Below are 13,990 nucleotides of genomic sequence, written 5' to 3'. Positions count from 1 at the left end.
CGCCATGAATACTCAGACCTCTTCTTCCGCGACGCCTTCCAACCAGGGCGCAACGCCCCAACTGCCGCGCATCGCCGTGCTGGCAACGGGCGGCACGATCGCCGGGGCGGCCGCGGACGCCACCAACACGTCCGGCTACCAGGCGGGCGTGGTCGGCGTCGATCAATTGCTGGCCGTGGTGCCGGCTTTGTCCACGGTCGCGCGGATCGCGCCCGAGCAGATTGCCAGCGTCGACAGTAAAGACATGGAGATGTCGCTGTGGAGCACGCTCGCGCAACGCATCAACACGCTGCTCGCCGACGGTGATGTCGACGGCGTGGTGATTACGCATGGCACCGATACGCTCGAAGAAACCGCCTACCTGCTGCATCTGACGATCAAGTCGGATAAGCCGGTCGTGCTCACCGCTGCCATGCGTCCGGCATCGGCGTTGTCGGCCGACGGTCCGTTGAATCTGCTGAATGCCGTGACGGTTGCCGCGAACGCGCAGTCGCGCGGGCAGGGCGTGCTGGTGGCATTCAACAATAAGATTCACAGCGCGCGTGATGTGGTCAAGACAAGCACGTATGCGGTCGATGCTTTCCAGTCGCCCGAGATCGGCGCGCTCGGCTGGGTGCAGGACGGCCGCGTCGAATATCAGCGCAGCGTGGTGCGTGCGCATACGCTTGCAACCGAATTCGTGATCGGCGCGAAGTGGCCGCATGTGGAGGTTGTCGCGAGCTATGCCGGTGTCTCGCGGATCGCCGTGGATGCGCTGGTGGCGGCGGGTGTGCGCGGCATCGTGGTGGCGGGTACGGGCAATGGCTCGATTCACGCCTCGATGCAACAGGCATTGGCGGATGCGGCCTCGCAGGGTGTGGCGGTGGTGCGTTCGTCGCGGGTGGGTTCAGGCCATGTCATGCGCAATGGCGCGGCCGCTGACGACGCGCTCGGTTTCGTCAGCGCGGGCTCGCTGAATCCGTACAAGGCGCGGGTCCTGCTGATGCTCGCACTGGCTGCGGGCGGCACGGGGCCGGTTGCGTTGCAGAAAACTTTCGACACGTACTGACTGAATTAGCGCGGGTGGTCCGGTTCAAAGTCAGAACCGTGTCCCGCGCACGACGCTTGAATGACAACGCGGCGCCCAGGTCATCGACCCGGGCGCCGCGTTGTCGTTTCAGCTTAAGGTTTGTTGCTACCGATACAGATACCGATGCCGATACCAATGTAAACCGGGCGACGCCGGCAAGCCGTTAGCCCGCCAGATCCGGAGGCAACTTGCCGCCGTTTGCCGCCAGCGCTTGCATCACCTGTTTGTGCAGCCAGATGTTCATGCTTGCCGAATCGTTCGTGTCGCCGCTGTACTTCAGTTCCTGGGCGAGTTGCTTGCGATGCTCGAGGCTGCTGTCGACGCCGAGCGCTTTCAGCGTGTCGACGATCGACGTGCGCCAGTTCAACGTTTGCCCACTCTCACTCACGAACTGGTCCATGACAACAGCAACGTCGACGTCGGCCAGCGGCGCGGGCGTCGGTGTCGCGTCGGGTGCGGCAGCTTGTGCCGCTGCCGGATCCGGTGTCGGCTCGACCGCAGGTGCGGGCTGGTCGGGCTTCGCTTTGCCGAAGAGCTTGTTTACGATGTCACCAAAGATGCTCATTCTGAATCCTTTGCAAGATGGGTTACCGGCGCAAGCACATTCCGCTCACGGGTTGAACACTGGCTGCGAATCGGGCGAATGAAGCAGAGCACATGCGTTGCGATGATCGGCAAGCCGCAAGTGATCGCTGATACGCCTGCAACCAGACTCAAAGAGTGTAGGAGAAAAGTACGGAGGGATGTGTCAAAAAAGGTCGTGCCGCGGACGCGGAGTTGCAAGCAAATGCAAGCGGACTTGCGAGCACAGCTGCGAGGAGACTTGCAGAGAGAGGTGCTGGCAGGCGGCATGCATGATGCAGCCGCTGCGAGAGAATGGCGGAAAACGCATAAGTTTGAAATCCGACAGCCGGACACCCGACGACGACGTCTGACCGACCAAGGCTTCCCCGGCGCCGCCGGGTGCCGCTGCGGACCCCACTTGCCGCTCTCAGCCCAGAGCGGCACGATTTGCCCGTTCCGCCGCCGTTACAGCACGACGGACCGGGCGCCCCACCTGCGATTGCCATGACGATGACGATGCAACCATCACGGCAATCCATATGACATGCTTCATGTTGTTTTTATGTGCAGCGTTTGACGCCCGCTGCCTGCTCCCTGATTGGCCCGTCGCAATTCGCTCCGATACGGCGGGTCACGCGTGTGAACTGGTGCGTGACCCGTGCAACCGGCCTTCGCAGGAGATGTATCAGGCCGCCTTGGCTTCGCTACCCGGCGCTTGCGCGACTTCGTAGTTCGCCATGATTTCCAGCGCGCGCACCATCGCCGAGTGATCCCATGCCTTGCCGCCGTTGGCTGCGCACACGCTGAACAGTTGCTGGGCGCTGGCCGTATGCGGCAGGGCGATGCCGAGCTTGCGCGCGCCGTCCAGGGCGAGGTTCAAATCCTTCTGGTGCAGTTCGATGCGGAAGCCCGGATCGAAGGTACGCTTGGTCATACGCTCGCCATGCACTTCGAGAATTCGCGACGAAGCGAAGCCGCCCATCAGCGCCTTGCGCACACGTTCCGGATCGGCGCCCGAGCGCGAAGCGAACAGCAGTGCTTCGGCCACGGCTTCGATGTTCAGCGCGACGATGATCTGGTTCGCGACCTTGCAGGTTTGACCCGCGCCGTTGTCGCCGATCAGCGAGATGTTCTTGCCCATCAGTTCGAACAGCGGCTTGGCGAGCGCAAACGCCTTTTCCGGGCCACCGACCATGATCGTCAGCGACGCTTCACGCGCGCCGACTTCGCCACCGGACACCGGCGCATCGAGGTAGTCGGCGCCCAGCGCGTTGATCTTCTTCGCGAAAGCCTGCGTGTCGAGCGGCGAGATCGAGCTCATGTCGATCACGAGCTTGCCTTGCGTGAGGCCGGCGGCAACGCCGTCGTCGGCGAACAGCACGTTGGCGACGTCAGGCGTGTCCGGCACCATGATGACAACGATGTCAGCGGCTTGTGCAACCGCGGTCGAACTGGCGACCACGCTCGCGCTCTTGCTCAGATCTTCCGGCACCGGGTACGCGCCATTCACGAACAGCGTGTGGCCGCCCTTGATGAGGTTGCGCGCCATGTGCGCGCCCATGATGCCGAGGCCGATAAAACCGATCTTTGCCATGTGTCTAAATCTCCAGTGTTGTTTGGGGTGGTGTGCCTGATGCGATCGACGGATCGATCAGGCTGCGGCGTGGGCTGCACCGCGGGTTTGCCCGGCCACGCTTTGCACCCAGCCGAGGCCGGCGGCGGTGGTCGTGCGCGGCTTGTACTCGCAACCGACGTAGCCTTCGTAGCCGAGCGAATCAAGCAGGTCGAACAGGAACGGGTAGTTGATTTCGCCGGTGCCCGGTTCGTTGCGGCCCGGGTTGTCGGCGAGCTGGATGTGCGCGATCTGCGGCAGATTCTTCTTGATGGTTGCCGCGAGTTCGCCTTCCATCCGTTGCATGTGATAGATGTCGTACTGCAGGAACAGATTGTCCGAACCCACTGCGCGAATCACGTCGAGGCCTTCGCCCGAACGGTTCAGCGCGAAGCCCGGGATGTCGTACGAATTGCACGGCTCGACCAGCAGCCTGATGCCGGCTTTCTTCAGTTCGCCCGCAGCGAAGCGCAGGTTGTCGACGATCGTCGAGCGCGCCTTGTCCGCATCGACGCCCGCCGTCGGAATGCCGACGAGGCAGTTCAGTTGCGGCACTTTCAACGCCGTTGCGTATTCGATCGCGCGGCCGACGCCTTCCTGAAACTCGCTCACGCGATCCGGCAGGCATGCGATACCGCGCTCACCCGCTTCCCAGTTGCCCGCGGGGAGGTTGTGCAACACGAGTTTCAAACGGTTCTGCTGCAGACGTTCGCTCAACTCGGCAATCTGGTACGGATAGGGAAACAGGAATTCGACGGCGTTGAAGCCCGCGTCCGCTGCTGCCGCGAAGCGGTCGAGGAACGGGACTTCGTTGAACAGCATGGTGAGATTCGCTGCAAATTTCGGCATGGTGCTTGTGTCTCGCTGGTCGGTCAGTGAAATAACTTCATGAGGCGGCATCGGGGTGCCGCACCGCGCTCATGTGATGCTCATCGGTTCGAGGCGCGCTTCAACGCGCCGGTTAAGGCGGTTGAGCGCGGGTCGAACCGTCAGCCAGGCTCGGTCAGGCTCAGTCGAGCATGCTGATTGCCGTCGGCGCGTCTTCACGCTTCTCGGCCAGATCTTCGAACTCGTTGATCGCGTCGATTTCGGTGCCCATCGAAATGTTGGTCACACGTTCGAGGATCACTTCGACGATCACCGGCACGTTGAACTCGGAGAGCATCGATTGCGCTTTCAACAGTGCGGGCTTCAGTTCTTCCGGCTTGAACACGCGGATCGCCTTGCAGCCCAGACCTTCGGCAACCGCGACGTGGTCCACGCCATAGCCGTTCGTTTCCGGTGAATTGATGTTCTCGAAACCGAGCTGCACGCAGAAGTCCATATCGAACGCGCGCTGTGCCTGACGGATCAGGCCGAGGTACGAGTTGTTCACCACCACGTGCACGTACGGCAGCTTGAATTGCGCGCCGGCTGCCAGTTCTTCGATCATGAACTGGAAGTCGTAGTCGCCCGAGAGCGCGACGATCGGACGTTGCGGATCGGCTGCGCGCACACCGAGCGCTGCCGGAATCGTCCAGCCGAGCGGGCCTGCCTGGCCGCAGTTGATCCAGTTACGCGCCTTATAGACGTGCAGGAATTGCGCGCCGGCGATCTGCGACAAACCGATCGTGCTCACGTAGCACGTATCGCGGCCGAACACCTGGTTCATCTCTTCGTACACGCGCTGCGGCTTCATCGGCACGTTGTCGAAGTGCGTCTTGCGGTGCATCGTCTGCTTGCGCTGCTGGCAATCGGCGACCCAGGCGCTGCGGTCCTTCAGCTTGCCGGCGGCCTTCCATTCCTTAGCCACTTCAACGAACAGTTCGAGCGCGGCTTTCGCGTCCGACACGATGCCGAGGTCCGGTCCGAACACGCGGCCGATCTGCGTCGGCTCGATGTCCACGTGCACGAACTTACGGCCCTTCGTATAAACCTCGACGCTGCCCGTGTGGCGGTTCGCCCAACGATTGCCGATGCCGAGCACGAAGTCGGAGGCGAGCATCGTGGCGTTGCCGTAGCGGTGCGAAGTCTGCAAGCCGACCATGCCGGCCATCAGCGGATGGTCGTCGGGAATCGCGCCCCACGACATCAGCGTCGGGATCACCGGCACGCCGACGGTTTCGGCGAATTCGACCAGCAGGTCTTCGGCGGCTGCGTTCAGCACGCCGCCACCCGAGACGATCAACGGCTTGTCCGAGTTGTTCAGCAGCGTGAGCGCGGCTTCGATCTGCTTGCGTGTTGCCTTCGGCTTGTAGACCGGCAGCGGCTCGTACGTGTCGATGTCGAATTCGATTTCGGCGAGTTGCACGTCGATCGGCAGGTCGACCAGCACCGGACCCGGACGGCCCGAGCGCATCAGGTGGAAAGCCTGCTGGAACACGCGCGGCACCAGTGCGGGTTCGCGCACGGTGACGGCCCACTTGGTGACCGGCTTGGCGATCGATTCGATATCGACGGCCTGGAAGTCTTCCTTGTACAGACGTGCGCGCGGCGCCTGGCCCGTGATAGCCAGAATAGGAATCGAATCAGCCTGAGCGGAGTACAAACCGGTGATCATGTCGGTGCCGGCAGGGCCCGACGTGCCGATACACACGCCGATGTTGCCCGGTTGGGCACGCGTATAGCCTTCGGCCATATGCGATGCGCCTTCGACGTGACGCGCCAGCACGTGGCTGATGCTGCCTGCCTTGCGCATGGCCGAGTAGAACGGGTTGATGGCTGCGCCCGGAACGCCGAAAGCGGTGTTGATGCCTTCTTTTTCGAGCACCAGCACGGCTGCGTCGACGGCTCTCATCTTGGCCATGAATGTCTCCTGAATGTCTGAGGTGGGCGAATCGCTGGGGTAACGAATCCGCTGACGGAATGTGCAAACCAAAAGGTGTTGATCGAACTGTAGGCCTCACCTAAAGGTTTGATAAGATCAGTCCGGGTCGCTTATTTCGAAACAAAAAGTATGGAATGCATCGGTTTCATGGCGTGACAGCCTGCAGAGCGACGCATGGGCCGCGGCGATGCACGGGAGAGGAGACAAACATGGACCGCTTCAAACAGATCGAAACCTTCGTGCGCGTCGCCGACGCGGGCAGTCTCGCGGCGGCCGCGCTGGAAGAGGGTGTGTCGCCGGTGATTCTCGGGCGCCGCATCGACGCGCTGGAAAAGCGTCTCGGCGTGAAGCTGATGTACCGCTCGACGCGGCGCCTCGTGGTCAGCGAAGACGGCGCGGCGTTTCTCGAGCGCTGCCGCGGCCTGCTCACCGAATGGGACCAGGCGGAAAACGAACTGAGCGCCGGGCGGCGCGCGGTGAACGGCCATCTGATCGTGTCGGCGCCGGCCGCGTTCGGGCGCAAGCACGTCGCGCCGCTCGCGCCGGTTTTTCTCGCCGACAAACCGGAATTGCAGGTCTCGTTCAATCTGACCGACCGGGTGGTGGACCTGGTGCGCGAGGGCTACGACCTGTCGATCCGGATCGGCGGCGCGGTCGATCCGAATTTCGTCGCGGTGAAGCTGGCGTCGAACCGGCGCGTGGTCTGCGGGACGCCGGAATATTTCCGCAAACACGGCAAGCCGAAAACGCTCGAAGATCTGCCGCAGCACAACTGCCTCGCGTTCAATCTGCAGGGCGGCCAGAACCGCGGCTGGTATTTCCGCCGCAACGGCAAGCTGGCGACGGTGCGGGTCGGCGGCACGCTCGATTGCAACGACGGCGAATTGCTGCACCGCTGGGTATCCGAAGGGCTCGGGCTCGGTTGGCGCTCCACATGGGAAATCCAGCAGCAACTGGCGCGCGGCGAGCTGGAAACCGTGCTGGATGAATTCGCGCTGCCCGACTACGACATTCTGGCGGTCTATCCGCAGCAACGCTATGTGCCGGCCAAAGTGCGTTACTTCATCGATTATCTGAAAGAGGTGTATGCCAGCGAGGATTACTGGAATCGCCCGACGTATTAGCCCTGTGAGCTCTGCGAGCCCTGCGCATTTAAATGGTCGAATTCAGGGGGAGGCGGGAATAAACTCGGCGTGTGACCGGTTATGCGTGATGAGCGAGTGAATGCGAGTGAAAACGAGTCACACAGCCTAGCCGCAATGCCCTGGAGGGCCCAGGTGGTCCAAACCGATTCCGACGCCGCCCGCGCGCACGTCAATGCCGACGCCGATGCAGCAAGGAGCCGCCGCTTTCAGCAGCTGGCTTTGCCGCACCTCGACGCCGCGTACAACCTTGCGCGCTGGTTGTGCGGCAACACCAACGACGCCGACGATGTCGTGCAGGAAGCGTTTATGCGCGCGTTCCGTTTTTTCGACACCTTCCGTGGCGATTCGGCGCGGCCGTGGCTGCTCGCGATCGTGCGCCGCACCTGGTACACGGAGTGGCGGCGGCGCGCGTCATCGCATGAAACGGTCGAGTTCGACGACACCATGGACGACGCGACCTTCGACGGCTGGAGCACGGGTGGCGCGGATCCGCAGACGCTCCTGATCCGCGACGAGGATACGAAGCTGGTGCACGACGCGCTCGCGAAGTTGCCGGTGGAGTACCGCGAGGTGCTGATCCTGCGGGAGCTTGAAGAAATGGGTTATCGCGAGATCGCGATGGTGGCCGATGTGCCGATCGGCACGGTGATGTCGCGGCTCGCGCGTGGCAGGCGCAAGCTGGCCGCGCTTCTGGGCGAGATGCAAGGAGGAGGCGGTTCGCCACGCGCCACGATGCCGGGCGCATGCACGACACCCACGGCTTCGGTCACACCCTTGCGGGCAGCCGCCAACGGCCGTCCGTCCAACAACCCCGGCGCCAGTGCTGCCGGCTTAGCTCAGGAGACGCCAGATGGACTGTAACGAAGCGCGGCCGCTCCTCGATGCGAACGCCGACCACGAATTGCCCGCGCCGGACGCCCAACGCATCCAGCAGCATATCGAGACTTGCGACGCTTGCCGGCGCGAAAGCGAAAACCTGCATGTGCTGAGCAAGTCGCTGCGCGCGCAGCCTTATCACCGCGCGCCGGACGCCTTGCGGGCGCGCATTCTTGCGGCACTCCCGCAAGACGATGCCGCTGCTCGTGAGCCGCTCGAAACCCCGCGGGCTCCCGTTCCGCCGGGGCCGAAGCGAAGCTGGCTGGGTAACTGGCTGAATGGCTGGTGGCGTCCGCAAGGTGCGATGGGCCGGCCCGGCGGGGGCGCAGGCGCCGGCGCAACGATCGGGCGGGGTTGGCTCGTCGCGCTGGTGGTCGCGCTCGGCGCGGTGGCCGTGGGTGTGACAATGAACCTGCAGCGTCCCGCGCAAACCAGCCTGTTCGCCGATGAACTGGTCGAAAGCCACGTGCGGGCGCAAATGTCCGGTCACGACATCGACGTTATTTCGACTGATCGGCACACGGTCAAGCCGTGGTTCAACGGCCGGATCGATTATTCGCCACCGGTCGAGGATCTCGCGGCGAACGGTTTTCCGCTCGAAGGCGGCCGGCTGGACTACATCGGGCATCAGCGGGTGGCGGTGTTGGTGTACCGCTATCAGAAGCACGTCATCGACGTCTACGTGTTTCCGGAGGCGCGCTACGCGGCCGCTGGAGCTGCGTTGACGCAGACCCGCGAGGGTTACTCGCTCGCGCACTGGAACGCGCAGGGGATGACCTGGTGGGCCGTGACCGACGCCGCGCCGGATGCGCTCGGCGGCCTTGAAACGGCGCTGAAAGCCCGTCTGGCGGGCGGCAGCGAGCAGACCGAGGGAGGCTGAGCAGGCCTCGCGGGCGCGATCCGGTGGTGTCGCCGCCGGGCGCGCGCCGCGCGCTTAGGGATGAAGGCGGTTGGTCCGCTTAGCCCTAAACCCTTGAAAACACACTCGATTCACGCGCCAGATTAACGGGATATCTTGCAACCCGGCCCTAATCGGGTTACACTCTTTGGCTTCTCACTTGCCACACCGGTTCCGACGCCCGGGTGGCTTTAATCCACAAGGAGTGAATATGCGTCATTACGAAATCGTATTTATCGTGCACCCGGATCAAAGCGAGCAAGTGCCCGCAATGATCGAGCGTTACAAGTCCACGATCACCTCGCACGGTGGCCAGATCCACCGCATCGAAGACTGGGGCCGTCGCCAACTGGCCTACATGATCGAGAAACTCGCGAAGGCTCACTACGTCTGCATGAACATCGAATGCGACCAGGCCACGCTCGACGAGCTGGAACACGCATTCAAGTTCAATGACGCGGTTCTGCGTCACCTGATCGTCAAGATGAAGAAGGCCGAAACCGGCCCGTCACCGATGATGAAGGAAGTGCAGCGCGAAGAAGCCAAGAAGTCGGCTGCTACGCAACCGTCCGAAGCGCAGGCTTAAGACACACTATTTAAGCTACCAGACGAAAGCGTCGCTCTCGCCAAAGGTTACATGAATCGGCTGCAACTTACGGCCAGCATCGTTGAACGCGAACCGGTGCGGTATACCCCCGCCGGCGTTCCGATTGCAGGTTGCACGTTGCACCACCGCACGGAAGTCGTCGAAGCCGGCATTACCCGGCAAGTCGAACTGACCATGCAGGCGGTAGCCGCAGGTGAGGCGAGCGGTAAGCTCGAAGGCTGTCAGATGGGCGTGGAAACGCTCTTCACAGGCTTTCTGGCAAAAAAGCACCGCAACGCAAGAACACTGGTATTTCACATCACAGAATTGCAGGACATTGGAAAGGACTGAACATGCCCCGCCCGACTGGTAAGAAATTCGACAAGCGTCGTCAGCAACAAAATCCGCTCTTCAAGCGCAAGAAGTTCTGCCGTTTCACGGCCGCTGGCGTCGATCACATCGACTACAAGGACCTCGAAACGCTGAAGGACTTCATCGGCGAAAACGGCAAGATCACGCCGGCGCGTCTCACGGGTACGAAGTCGCACTATCAACGCCAGCTGGATACGGCAATCAAGCGCGCACGTTTCCTCGCGCTGGTGCCGTACACCGACCAGCACAAGGCCTAACCCGACGACGCGATAAGGAGCATCCGAATGCAAATCATTCTTCTGGAAAAAGTCGTCAATCTGGGTAACCTGGGCGATATCGTGAAGGTCAAGGACGGTTACGCACGTAACTTCCTGATCCCGAACAAGCAAGCTCGCCGTGCAACGAAGGAAGCCCTGGCTGAATTCGAAGTTCGCCGCGCTGAACTCGAAAAGATCGCCGCTGAAAAGCTGGCTGCCGCTCAAGCTCAAGGCGAAAAGCTGGCAGGCTCGACGGTTCAGATCAATCAGAAGGCCGGCGTTGACGGTCGTCTGTTCGGCTCGGTGACGAACGCCGACATCGCTGACGCTTTGGTTAAGCAAGGCTTCGCAGTGGAAAAGGCGCAAGTGCGTCTGCCGGAAGGCCCGCTGAAGCTGGTTGGCGAGCACGCTGTTCAGATCTCGCTGCACACCGACGTTCTCGTCGATGTGACGGTAGCTGTGATCGGCGAACACGTCTAAGCATTTAGCAGTATCTGCCAGGACGTTTCTGGCAAAAGGCAGGGGCCGGGTGACCGGCCCCTGCCTTTTTTATTGCTCGTTTTCCATGTATCGAAGTATCGGTTTTTGATTTCCCTCCGCGCGCATTTACCCCGATAATTCCTCTCCATGAACGCACCGTCCAAAGATCCCCAAATCGAGTCGCTGAAAGTCCCGCCGCATTCGATCGAAGCCGAGCAGTCGGTGCTGGGCGGCCTGCTGCTCGACAACGCGGCATGGGACCGCATCGCCGACTTCCTGTCGCAGAGCGATTTTTACCGATACGACCACCGTATCATCTTCGAGCATATCGGCAAGCTGATCGCGGCGACGCGTCCGGCCGACGTGATTACCGTGTACGAGGCGCTCGGCACCTCGGGCAAGGCGGAAGAGGTCGGTGGTCTTGCGTATCTGAACGCGCTGGCGCAGAACACGCCGAGCGCGGCCAATATCCGCCGCTACGCGGAAATCGTGCGCGATCGCGCGGTATTGCGCCGTCTCGTGTCCGTCGCCGACGAGATTTCCGCCGACGCGTTTAATCCGCAAGGTAAGGAAGTCCGCCAGTTGCTGGACGAGGCTGAATCGAAGGTGTTTTCGATCGCTGAAGACGGCGCGCGTGGCACGCAGGGTTTCCTGGAAATCGGCCCCCTCCTGACCGAGGTGGTCGAGCGGATCGATACGCTGTATCACACCGCCAATCCGAGCGACGTGACCGGCACACCGACTGGCTTCGTCGATCTGGATCGCATGACCTCCGGTATGCACGGCGGTGAGCTGATCATCGTGGCGGGCCGCCCGTCGATGGGTAAAACGGCGTTTTCGATGAACGTCGGCGAATATGTGGCGGTCGAGTATGGTCTGCCGGTGGCCGTGTTCTCCATGGAAATGCCGGGCTCGCAACTCACCATGCGTATGCTGGGGTCGGTCGGCCGGCTCGACCAGCACCGCATGCGCACGGGGCGTCTGACTGACGAGGATTGGCCGAAGCTCACGCACGCGGTGCAGAAAATGAGCGAGGCGCAGATTTTCATCGACGAAACCGGCGGCTTGAACCCGATGGAATTGCGCTCGCGCGCGCGTCGGCTGTCGCGTCAGTGCGGCAAGCTTGGTCTCATCATCATCGACTATTTGCAACTGATGAGCGGTTCGTCGTCGGGCGAAAACCGCGCGACCGAAATTTCGGAAATCTCACGTTCGCTGAAGAGTCTCGCGAAGGAACTCGACGTACCGGTGATCGCGTTGTCGCAGCTCAACCGTGGTCTCGAACAGCGTCCGAACAAGCGGCCGATCATGTCCGACTTGCGGGAGTCCGGCGCTATCGAACAGGACGCGGACGTGATTCTGTTCATCTATCGCGACGAAGTGTACAACCCGGACAGTCCGGACAAGGGCACCGCGGAGATCATCATCGGTAAGCAGCGGAATGGTCCGATCGGCCCTGTTCGGCTCACATTCCATGGTCAATTCACGAAGTTCGATAATTTTGCCGGTGCGCAGAATTTCTACAGCGAGTAAAGGGCTAACTGTCCGGCCTGTTGTAACGACGCTTTCAAAAGTGCGGCATCGATCCTGTAACGGTACAATGTGGCGGTTTTATGTCAGCCATAATGTGACCCATTTCCAGGATCCCAATGTTCGGTCGATTCATGCCCACCGAGGGCAAGTTCTTTGAAATTTTCAATGCACACGCAACGTGCATCGTCTCGGCAAGCCGCGAACTCGAGCTGCTGATCGACAACCTGCAGGACGCCGAGACCCATAAGCAGAATGTGCAGAAGGCCGAGAAGGCCGCTGACAAGCTCACGCACGAAGCGATCGACCTGCTGCATAAGACTTTCATTACGCCGCTCGACCGCGACGAAATCCACAAGCTGATCACCACGATGGACGACATCCTCGACTTGATGGAGGACGTCGCCACTGCTATCTCGCTGTACGACGTGCAGGCAGTGACCTCCGAGGCGAGCCAGTTGGCGCACATCTGCACAGCCACCTCGGAGCGCGTGCAGTTCGCTGTCAGCCTGCTGTCGGACATGAAGCAGGCGAGCCAGATTCTGAAGGCGTGCGAGGACATCGACCGCCTGGAGTCGGAAGCCGACCGCGTGCTGCGCTCGGCCATGTCAAAACTTTTCCGCGAAGAAGACAACGTCAAGACGCTCATCAAGCTGAAGGCGATTTACGAATTGCTCGAAACGATCACCGACAAGTGTGAGGACGTGGCGAACATCATCGAAGGCATCGTGCTGGAAAACGCATAATGCAATCGATACAACTCGCTATCTGGGTCGTCGCCGGCCTGGTTGCCGTCGCGCTGATTTTCGACTTCATGAACGGCTTTCACGACGCGGCGAATTCGATCGCCACGGTCGTGTCGACCGGCGTGCTGAAGCCGCAACAGGCGGTGGCCTTTGCGGCAGCGTTCAACGTTATCGCGTACTTTGTGTTCCACCTGAAGGTGGCGCAGACGGTCGGCAAGGGCACAATCGATCCGGATATCGTCGACCACTACGTCATTTTTGGTGCACTGGTTGGGGCGATCGGCTGGAACATCATCACCTGGCATTACGGCATTCCATCCAGTTCGTCGCATGCGCTGATCGGCGGACTGGTGGGCGCGGCGCTGGCCAAGTCGGGCTGGGGTTCGCTCAATATCGACGGCTTGATGAAGACGGTGGCCTTCATTTTCATCTCCCCGCTGCTCGGTTTCATACTCGGTTCGTTCTTCATGCTGGCGGTGTCGTGGATCTATTTCCGCACGCCGCCGAGCAAAGTCGACCGGCGTTTCCGGCGTCTGCAACTGGTCTCCGCGGGTTTGTACAGCCTGGGTCATGGCGGTAACGACGCGCAAAAAACCATCGGCATCATCTGGATGCTGCTGATCGCGACGGGCTATGCCTCATCGATCGCGGACGCTCCGCCGCTGTGGGTGATCGGCGGCTGCTATCTGTCGATGGGTGTCGGCACGTTGTTCGGCGGCTGGCGGATCGTTCGCACGATGGGTCAGAAGATCACCAAGCTGAAGCCGGTCGGCGGTTTTTGCGCCGAGACGGGCGGGGCGATTACGCTGTTCACCGCTTCGTGGCTCGGCATTCCGGTGTCCACCACGCACACGATTACCGGCGCGATCGTCGGGGTCGGCGCCACGCAGAAGTTGAGCGCGGTGCGCTGGGGTGTGGCCGGCAACATCGTCTGGGCCTGGATTCTGACGATTCCGGCCTCGGCGGCGCTCTCCGCGGCGGCCTGGTGGCTCGGCCACCGGTTCCTGTAAGCAGGTGGCGCGCGGACGGCGAGGCTGTCCGCACGCTGC

General features: G+C 61.7%; 15 protein-coding genes. 11 read left to right on the top strand and 4 right to left on the bottom strand.

Annotated features, from left to right (window positions below):
* Window positions 1–4 precede the first annotated feature (4 nt).
* Entirely contained in the window at window positions 5–1,048 is a 1,044-nt protein-coding gene (locus GH665_RS11515; protein WP_153135960.1) for an asparaginase, read from the top strand.
* 184 nt (window positions 1,049–1,232) lie between these two features.
* On the opposite strand, the gene GH665_RS11510 is transcribed toward GH665_RS11515, so the two are convergent.
* The 4 genes from GH665_RS11510 to gcl all read right to left on the bottom strand — a co-directional run bounded on the left by GH665_RS11510 (window position 1,233) and on the right by gcl (window position 6,030).
* Window positions 1,233–1,634 carry a DUF3597 domain-containing protein gene (locus GH665_RS11510; protein ID WP_153135959.1) on the bottom strand — a complete coding sequence of 134 codons (402 nt, stop codon included), beginning with the start codon at window positions 1,632–1,634 and terminating at the stop codon, window positions 1,233–1,235.
* A gap of 684 nt (window positions 1,635–2,318) precedes the next feature.
* Entirely contained in the window at window positions 2,319–3,227 is a 909-nt protein-coding gene (locus GH665_RS11505; protein ID WP_153135958.1) for a 2-hydroxy-3-oxopropionate reductase, read from the bottom strand.
* A 57-nt stretch (window positions 3,228–3,284) separates the two neighbouring features.
* Window positions 3,285–4,094, bottom strand: a complete 810-nt coding sequence (hyi, locus tag GH665_RS11500; protein WP_028196687.1) for a hydroxypyruvate isomerase — start codon at window positions 4,092–4,094, stop codon at window positions 3,285–3,287.
* Between the two features lie 160 nt (window positions 4,095–4,254).
* Window positions 4,255–6,030 carry a glyoxylate carboligase gene (gene gcl, locus GH665_RS11495; protein ID WP_120348277.1) on the bottom strand — a complete coding sequence of 592 codons (1,776 nt, stop codon included), beginning with the start codon at window positions 6,028–6,030 and terminating at the stop codon, window positions 4,255–4,257.
* Window positions 6,031–6,260: 230 nt separating this feature from the next.
* Here gcl and GH665_RS11490 point away from each other — a divergent pair, with 230 nt between their 5' ends.
* From GH665_RS11490 to GH665_RS11445, 10 genes are all read left to right on the top strand, one after another.
* Window positions 6,261–7,175, top strand: a complete 915-nt coding sequence (locus tag GH665_RS11490; protein ID WP_028196685.1) for a LysR family transcriptional regulator — start codon at window positions 6,261–6,263, stop codon at window positions 7,173–7,175.
* 153 nt (window positions 7,176–7,328) lie between these two features.
* Window positions 7,329–8,057: an RNA polymerase sigma factor gene (locus tag GH665_RS11485; RefSeq protein WP_153135957.1), complete on the top strand. Its 729-nt coding sequence runs from the start codon at window positions 7,329–7,331 to the stop codon at window positions 8,055–8,057.
* Entirely contained in the window at window positions 8,047–8,952 is a 906-nt protein-coding gene (locus tag GH665_RS11480; protein ID WP_153135956.1) for an anti-sigma factor family protein, read from the top strand. Before GH665_RS11485 ends, GH665_RS11480 begins: the two co-directional genes overlap by 11 nt.
* Window positions 8,953–9,181: 229 nt before the next feature.
* Entirely contained in the window at window positions 9,182–9,556 is a 375-nt protein-coding gene (gene rpsF / locus GH665_RS11475; RefSeq protein WP_097392318.1) for a 30S ribosomal protein S6, read from the top strand.
* A gap of 51 nt (window positions 9,557–9,607) precedes the next feature.
* Window positions 9,608–9,907 carry a primosomal replication protein N gene (priB, locus tag GH665_RS11470; protein WP_153135955.1) on the top strand — a complete coding sequence of 100 codons (300 nt, stop codon included), beginning with the start codon at window positions 9,608–9,610 and terminating at the stop codon, window positions 9,905–9,907.
* Window positions 9,908–9,909: 2 nt separating this feature from the next.
* Window positions 9,910–10,185: a 30S ribosomal protein S18 gene (rpsR, locus tag GH665_RS11465; RefSeq protein ID WP_007182109.1), complete on the top strand. Its 276-nt coding sequence runs from the start codon at window positions 9,910–9,912 to the stop codon at window positions 10,183–10,185.
* Window positions 10,186–10,212: 27 nt separating this feature from the next.
* Entirely contained in the window at window positions 10,213–10,665 is a 453-nt protein-coding gene (rplI, locus tag GH665_RS11460) for a 50S ribosomal protein L9 (protein ID WP_028196681.1), read from the top strand.
* Window positions 10,666–10,812: 147 nt separating this feature from the next.
* Window positions 10,813–12,198: a replicative DNA helicase gene (locus tag GH665_RS11455; RefSeq protein WP_063495982.1), complete on the top strand. Its 1,386-nt coding sequence runs from the start codon at window positions 10,813–10,815 to the stop codon at window positions 12,196–12,198.
* A gap of 116 nt (window positions 12,199–12,314) precedes the next feature.
* Entirely contained in the window at window positions 12,315–12,941 is a 627-nt protein-coding gene (locus GH665_RS11450) for a DUF47 domain-containing protein (protein WP_028196679.1), read from the top strand.
* On the top strand, window positions 12,941–13,951 hold the full coding sequence (locus GH665_RS11445; RefSeq protein WP_028196678.1) for an inorganic phosphate transporter: 1,011 nt from the start codon (window positions 12,941–12,943) through the stop codon (window positions 13,949–13,951). Before GH665_RS11450 ends, GH665_RS11445 begins: the two co-directional genes overlap by 1 nt.
* Window positions 13,952–13,990 lie beyond the last annotated feature (39 nt).

Source organism: Paraburkholderia agricolaris (assembly GCF_009455635.1).
GTDB lineage: Bacteria > Pseudomonadota > Gammaproteobacteria > Burkholderiales > Burkholderiaceae > Paraburkholderia > Paraburkholderia agricolaris.
The sequence above is the reverse complement of the archived record's forward strand: the minus strand, read 5'-3'. Positions and strand labels throughout refer to the sequence as shown.

Bases quoted from the DNA above. Each gene is read 5' to 3' on its own strand.
- GH665_RS11515 (WP_153135960.1), top strand. From the start codon at position 5: ATGAATACTCAGACCTCTTCTTCCGCGACGCCTTCCAACCAGGGCGCA.
- GH665_RS11510 (WP_153135959.1), bottom strand. From the start codon at position 1,634: ATGAGCATCTTTGGTGACATCGTAAACAAGCTCTTCGGCAAAGCGAAG.
- GH665_RS11505 (WP_153135958.1), bottom strand. From the start codon at position 3,227: ATGGCAAAGATCGGTTTTATCGGCCTCGGCATCATGGGCGCGCACATG.
- hyi (WP_028196687.1), bottom strand. From the start codon at position 4,094: ATGCCGAAATTTGCAGCGAATCTCACCATGCTGTTCAACGAAGTCCCG.
- gcl (WP_120348277.1), bottom strand. From the start codon at position 6,030: ATGGCCAAGATGAGAGCCGTCGACGCAGCCGTGCTGGTGCTCGAAAAA.
- GH665_RS11490 (WP_028196685.1), top strand. From the start codon at position 6,261: ATGGACCGCTTCAAACAGATCGAAACCTTCGTGCGCGTCGCCGACGCG.
- GH665_RS11480 (WP_153135956.1), top strand. From the start codon at position 8,047: ATGGACTGTAACGAAGCGCGGCCGCTCCTCGATGCGAACGCCGACCAC.
- rpsF (WP_097392318.1), top strand. From the start codon at position 9,182: ATGCGTCATTACGAAATCGTATTTATCGTGCACCCGGATCAAAGCGAG.
- priB (WP_153135955.1), top strand. From the start codon at position 9,608: ATGAATCGGCTGCAACTTACGGCCAGCATCGTTGAACGCGAACCGGTG.
- rpsR (WP_007182109.1), top strand. From the start codon at position 9,910: ATGCCCCGCCCGACTGGTAAGAAATTCGACAAGCGTCGTCAGCAACAA.
- rplI (WP_028196681.1), top strand. From the start codon at position 10,213: ATGCAAATCATTCTTCTGGAAAAAGTCGTCAATCTGGGTAACCTGGGC.
- GH665_RS11455 (WP_063495982.1), top strand. From the start codon at position 10,813: ATGAACGCACCGTCCAAAGATCCCCAAATCGAGTCGCTGAAAGTCCCG.
- GH665_RS11450 (WP_028196679.1), top strand. From the start codon at position 12,315: ATGTTCGGTCGATTCATGCCCACCGAGGGCAAGTTCTTTGAAATTTTC.
- GH665_RS11445 (WP_028196678.1), top strand. From the start codon at position 12,941: ATGCAATCGATACAACTCGCTATCTGGGTCGTCGCCGGCCTGGTTGCC.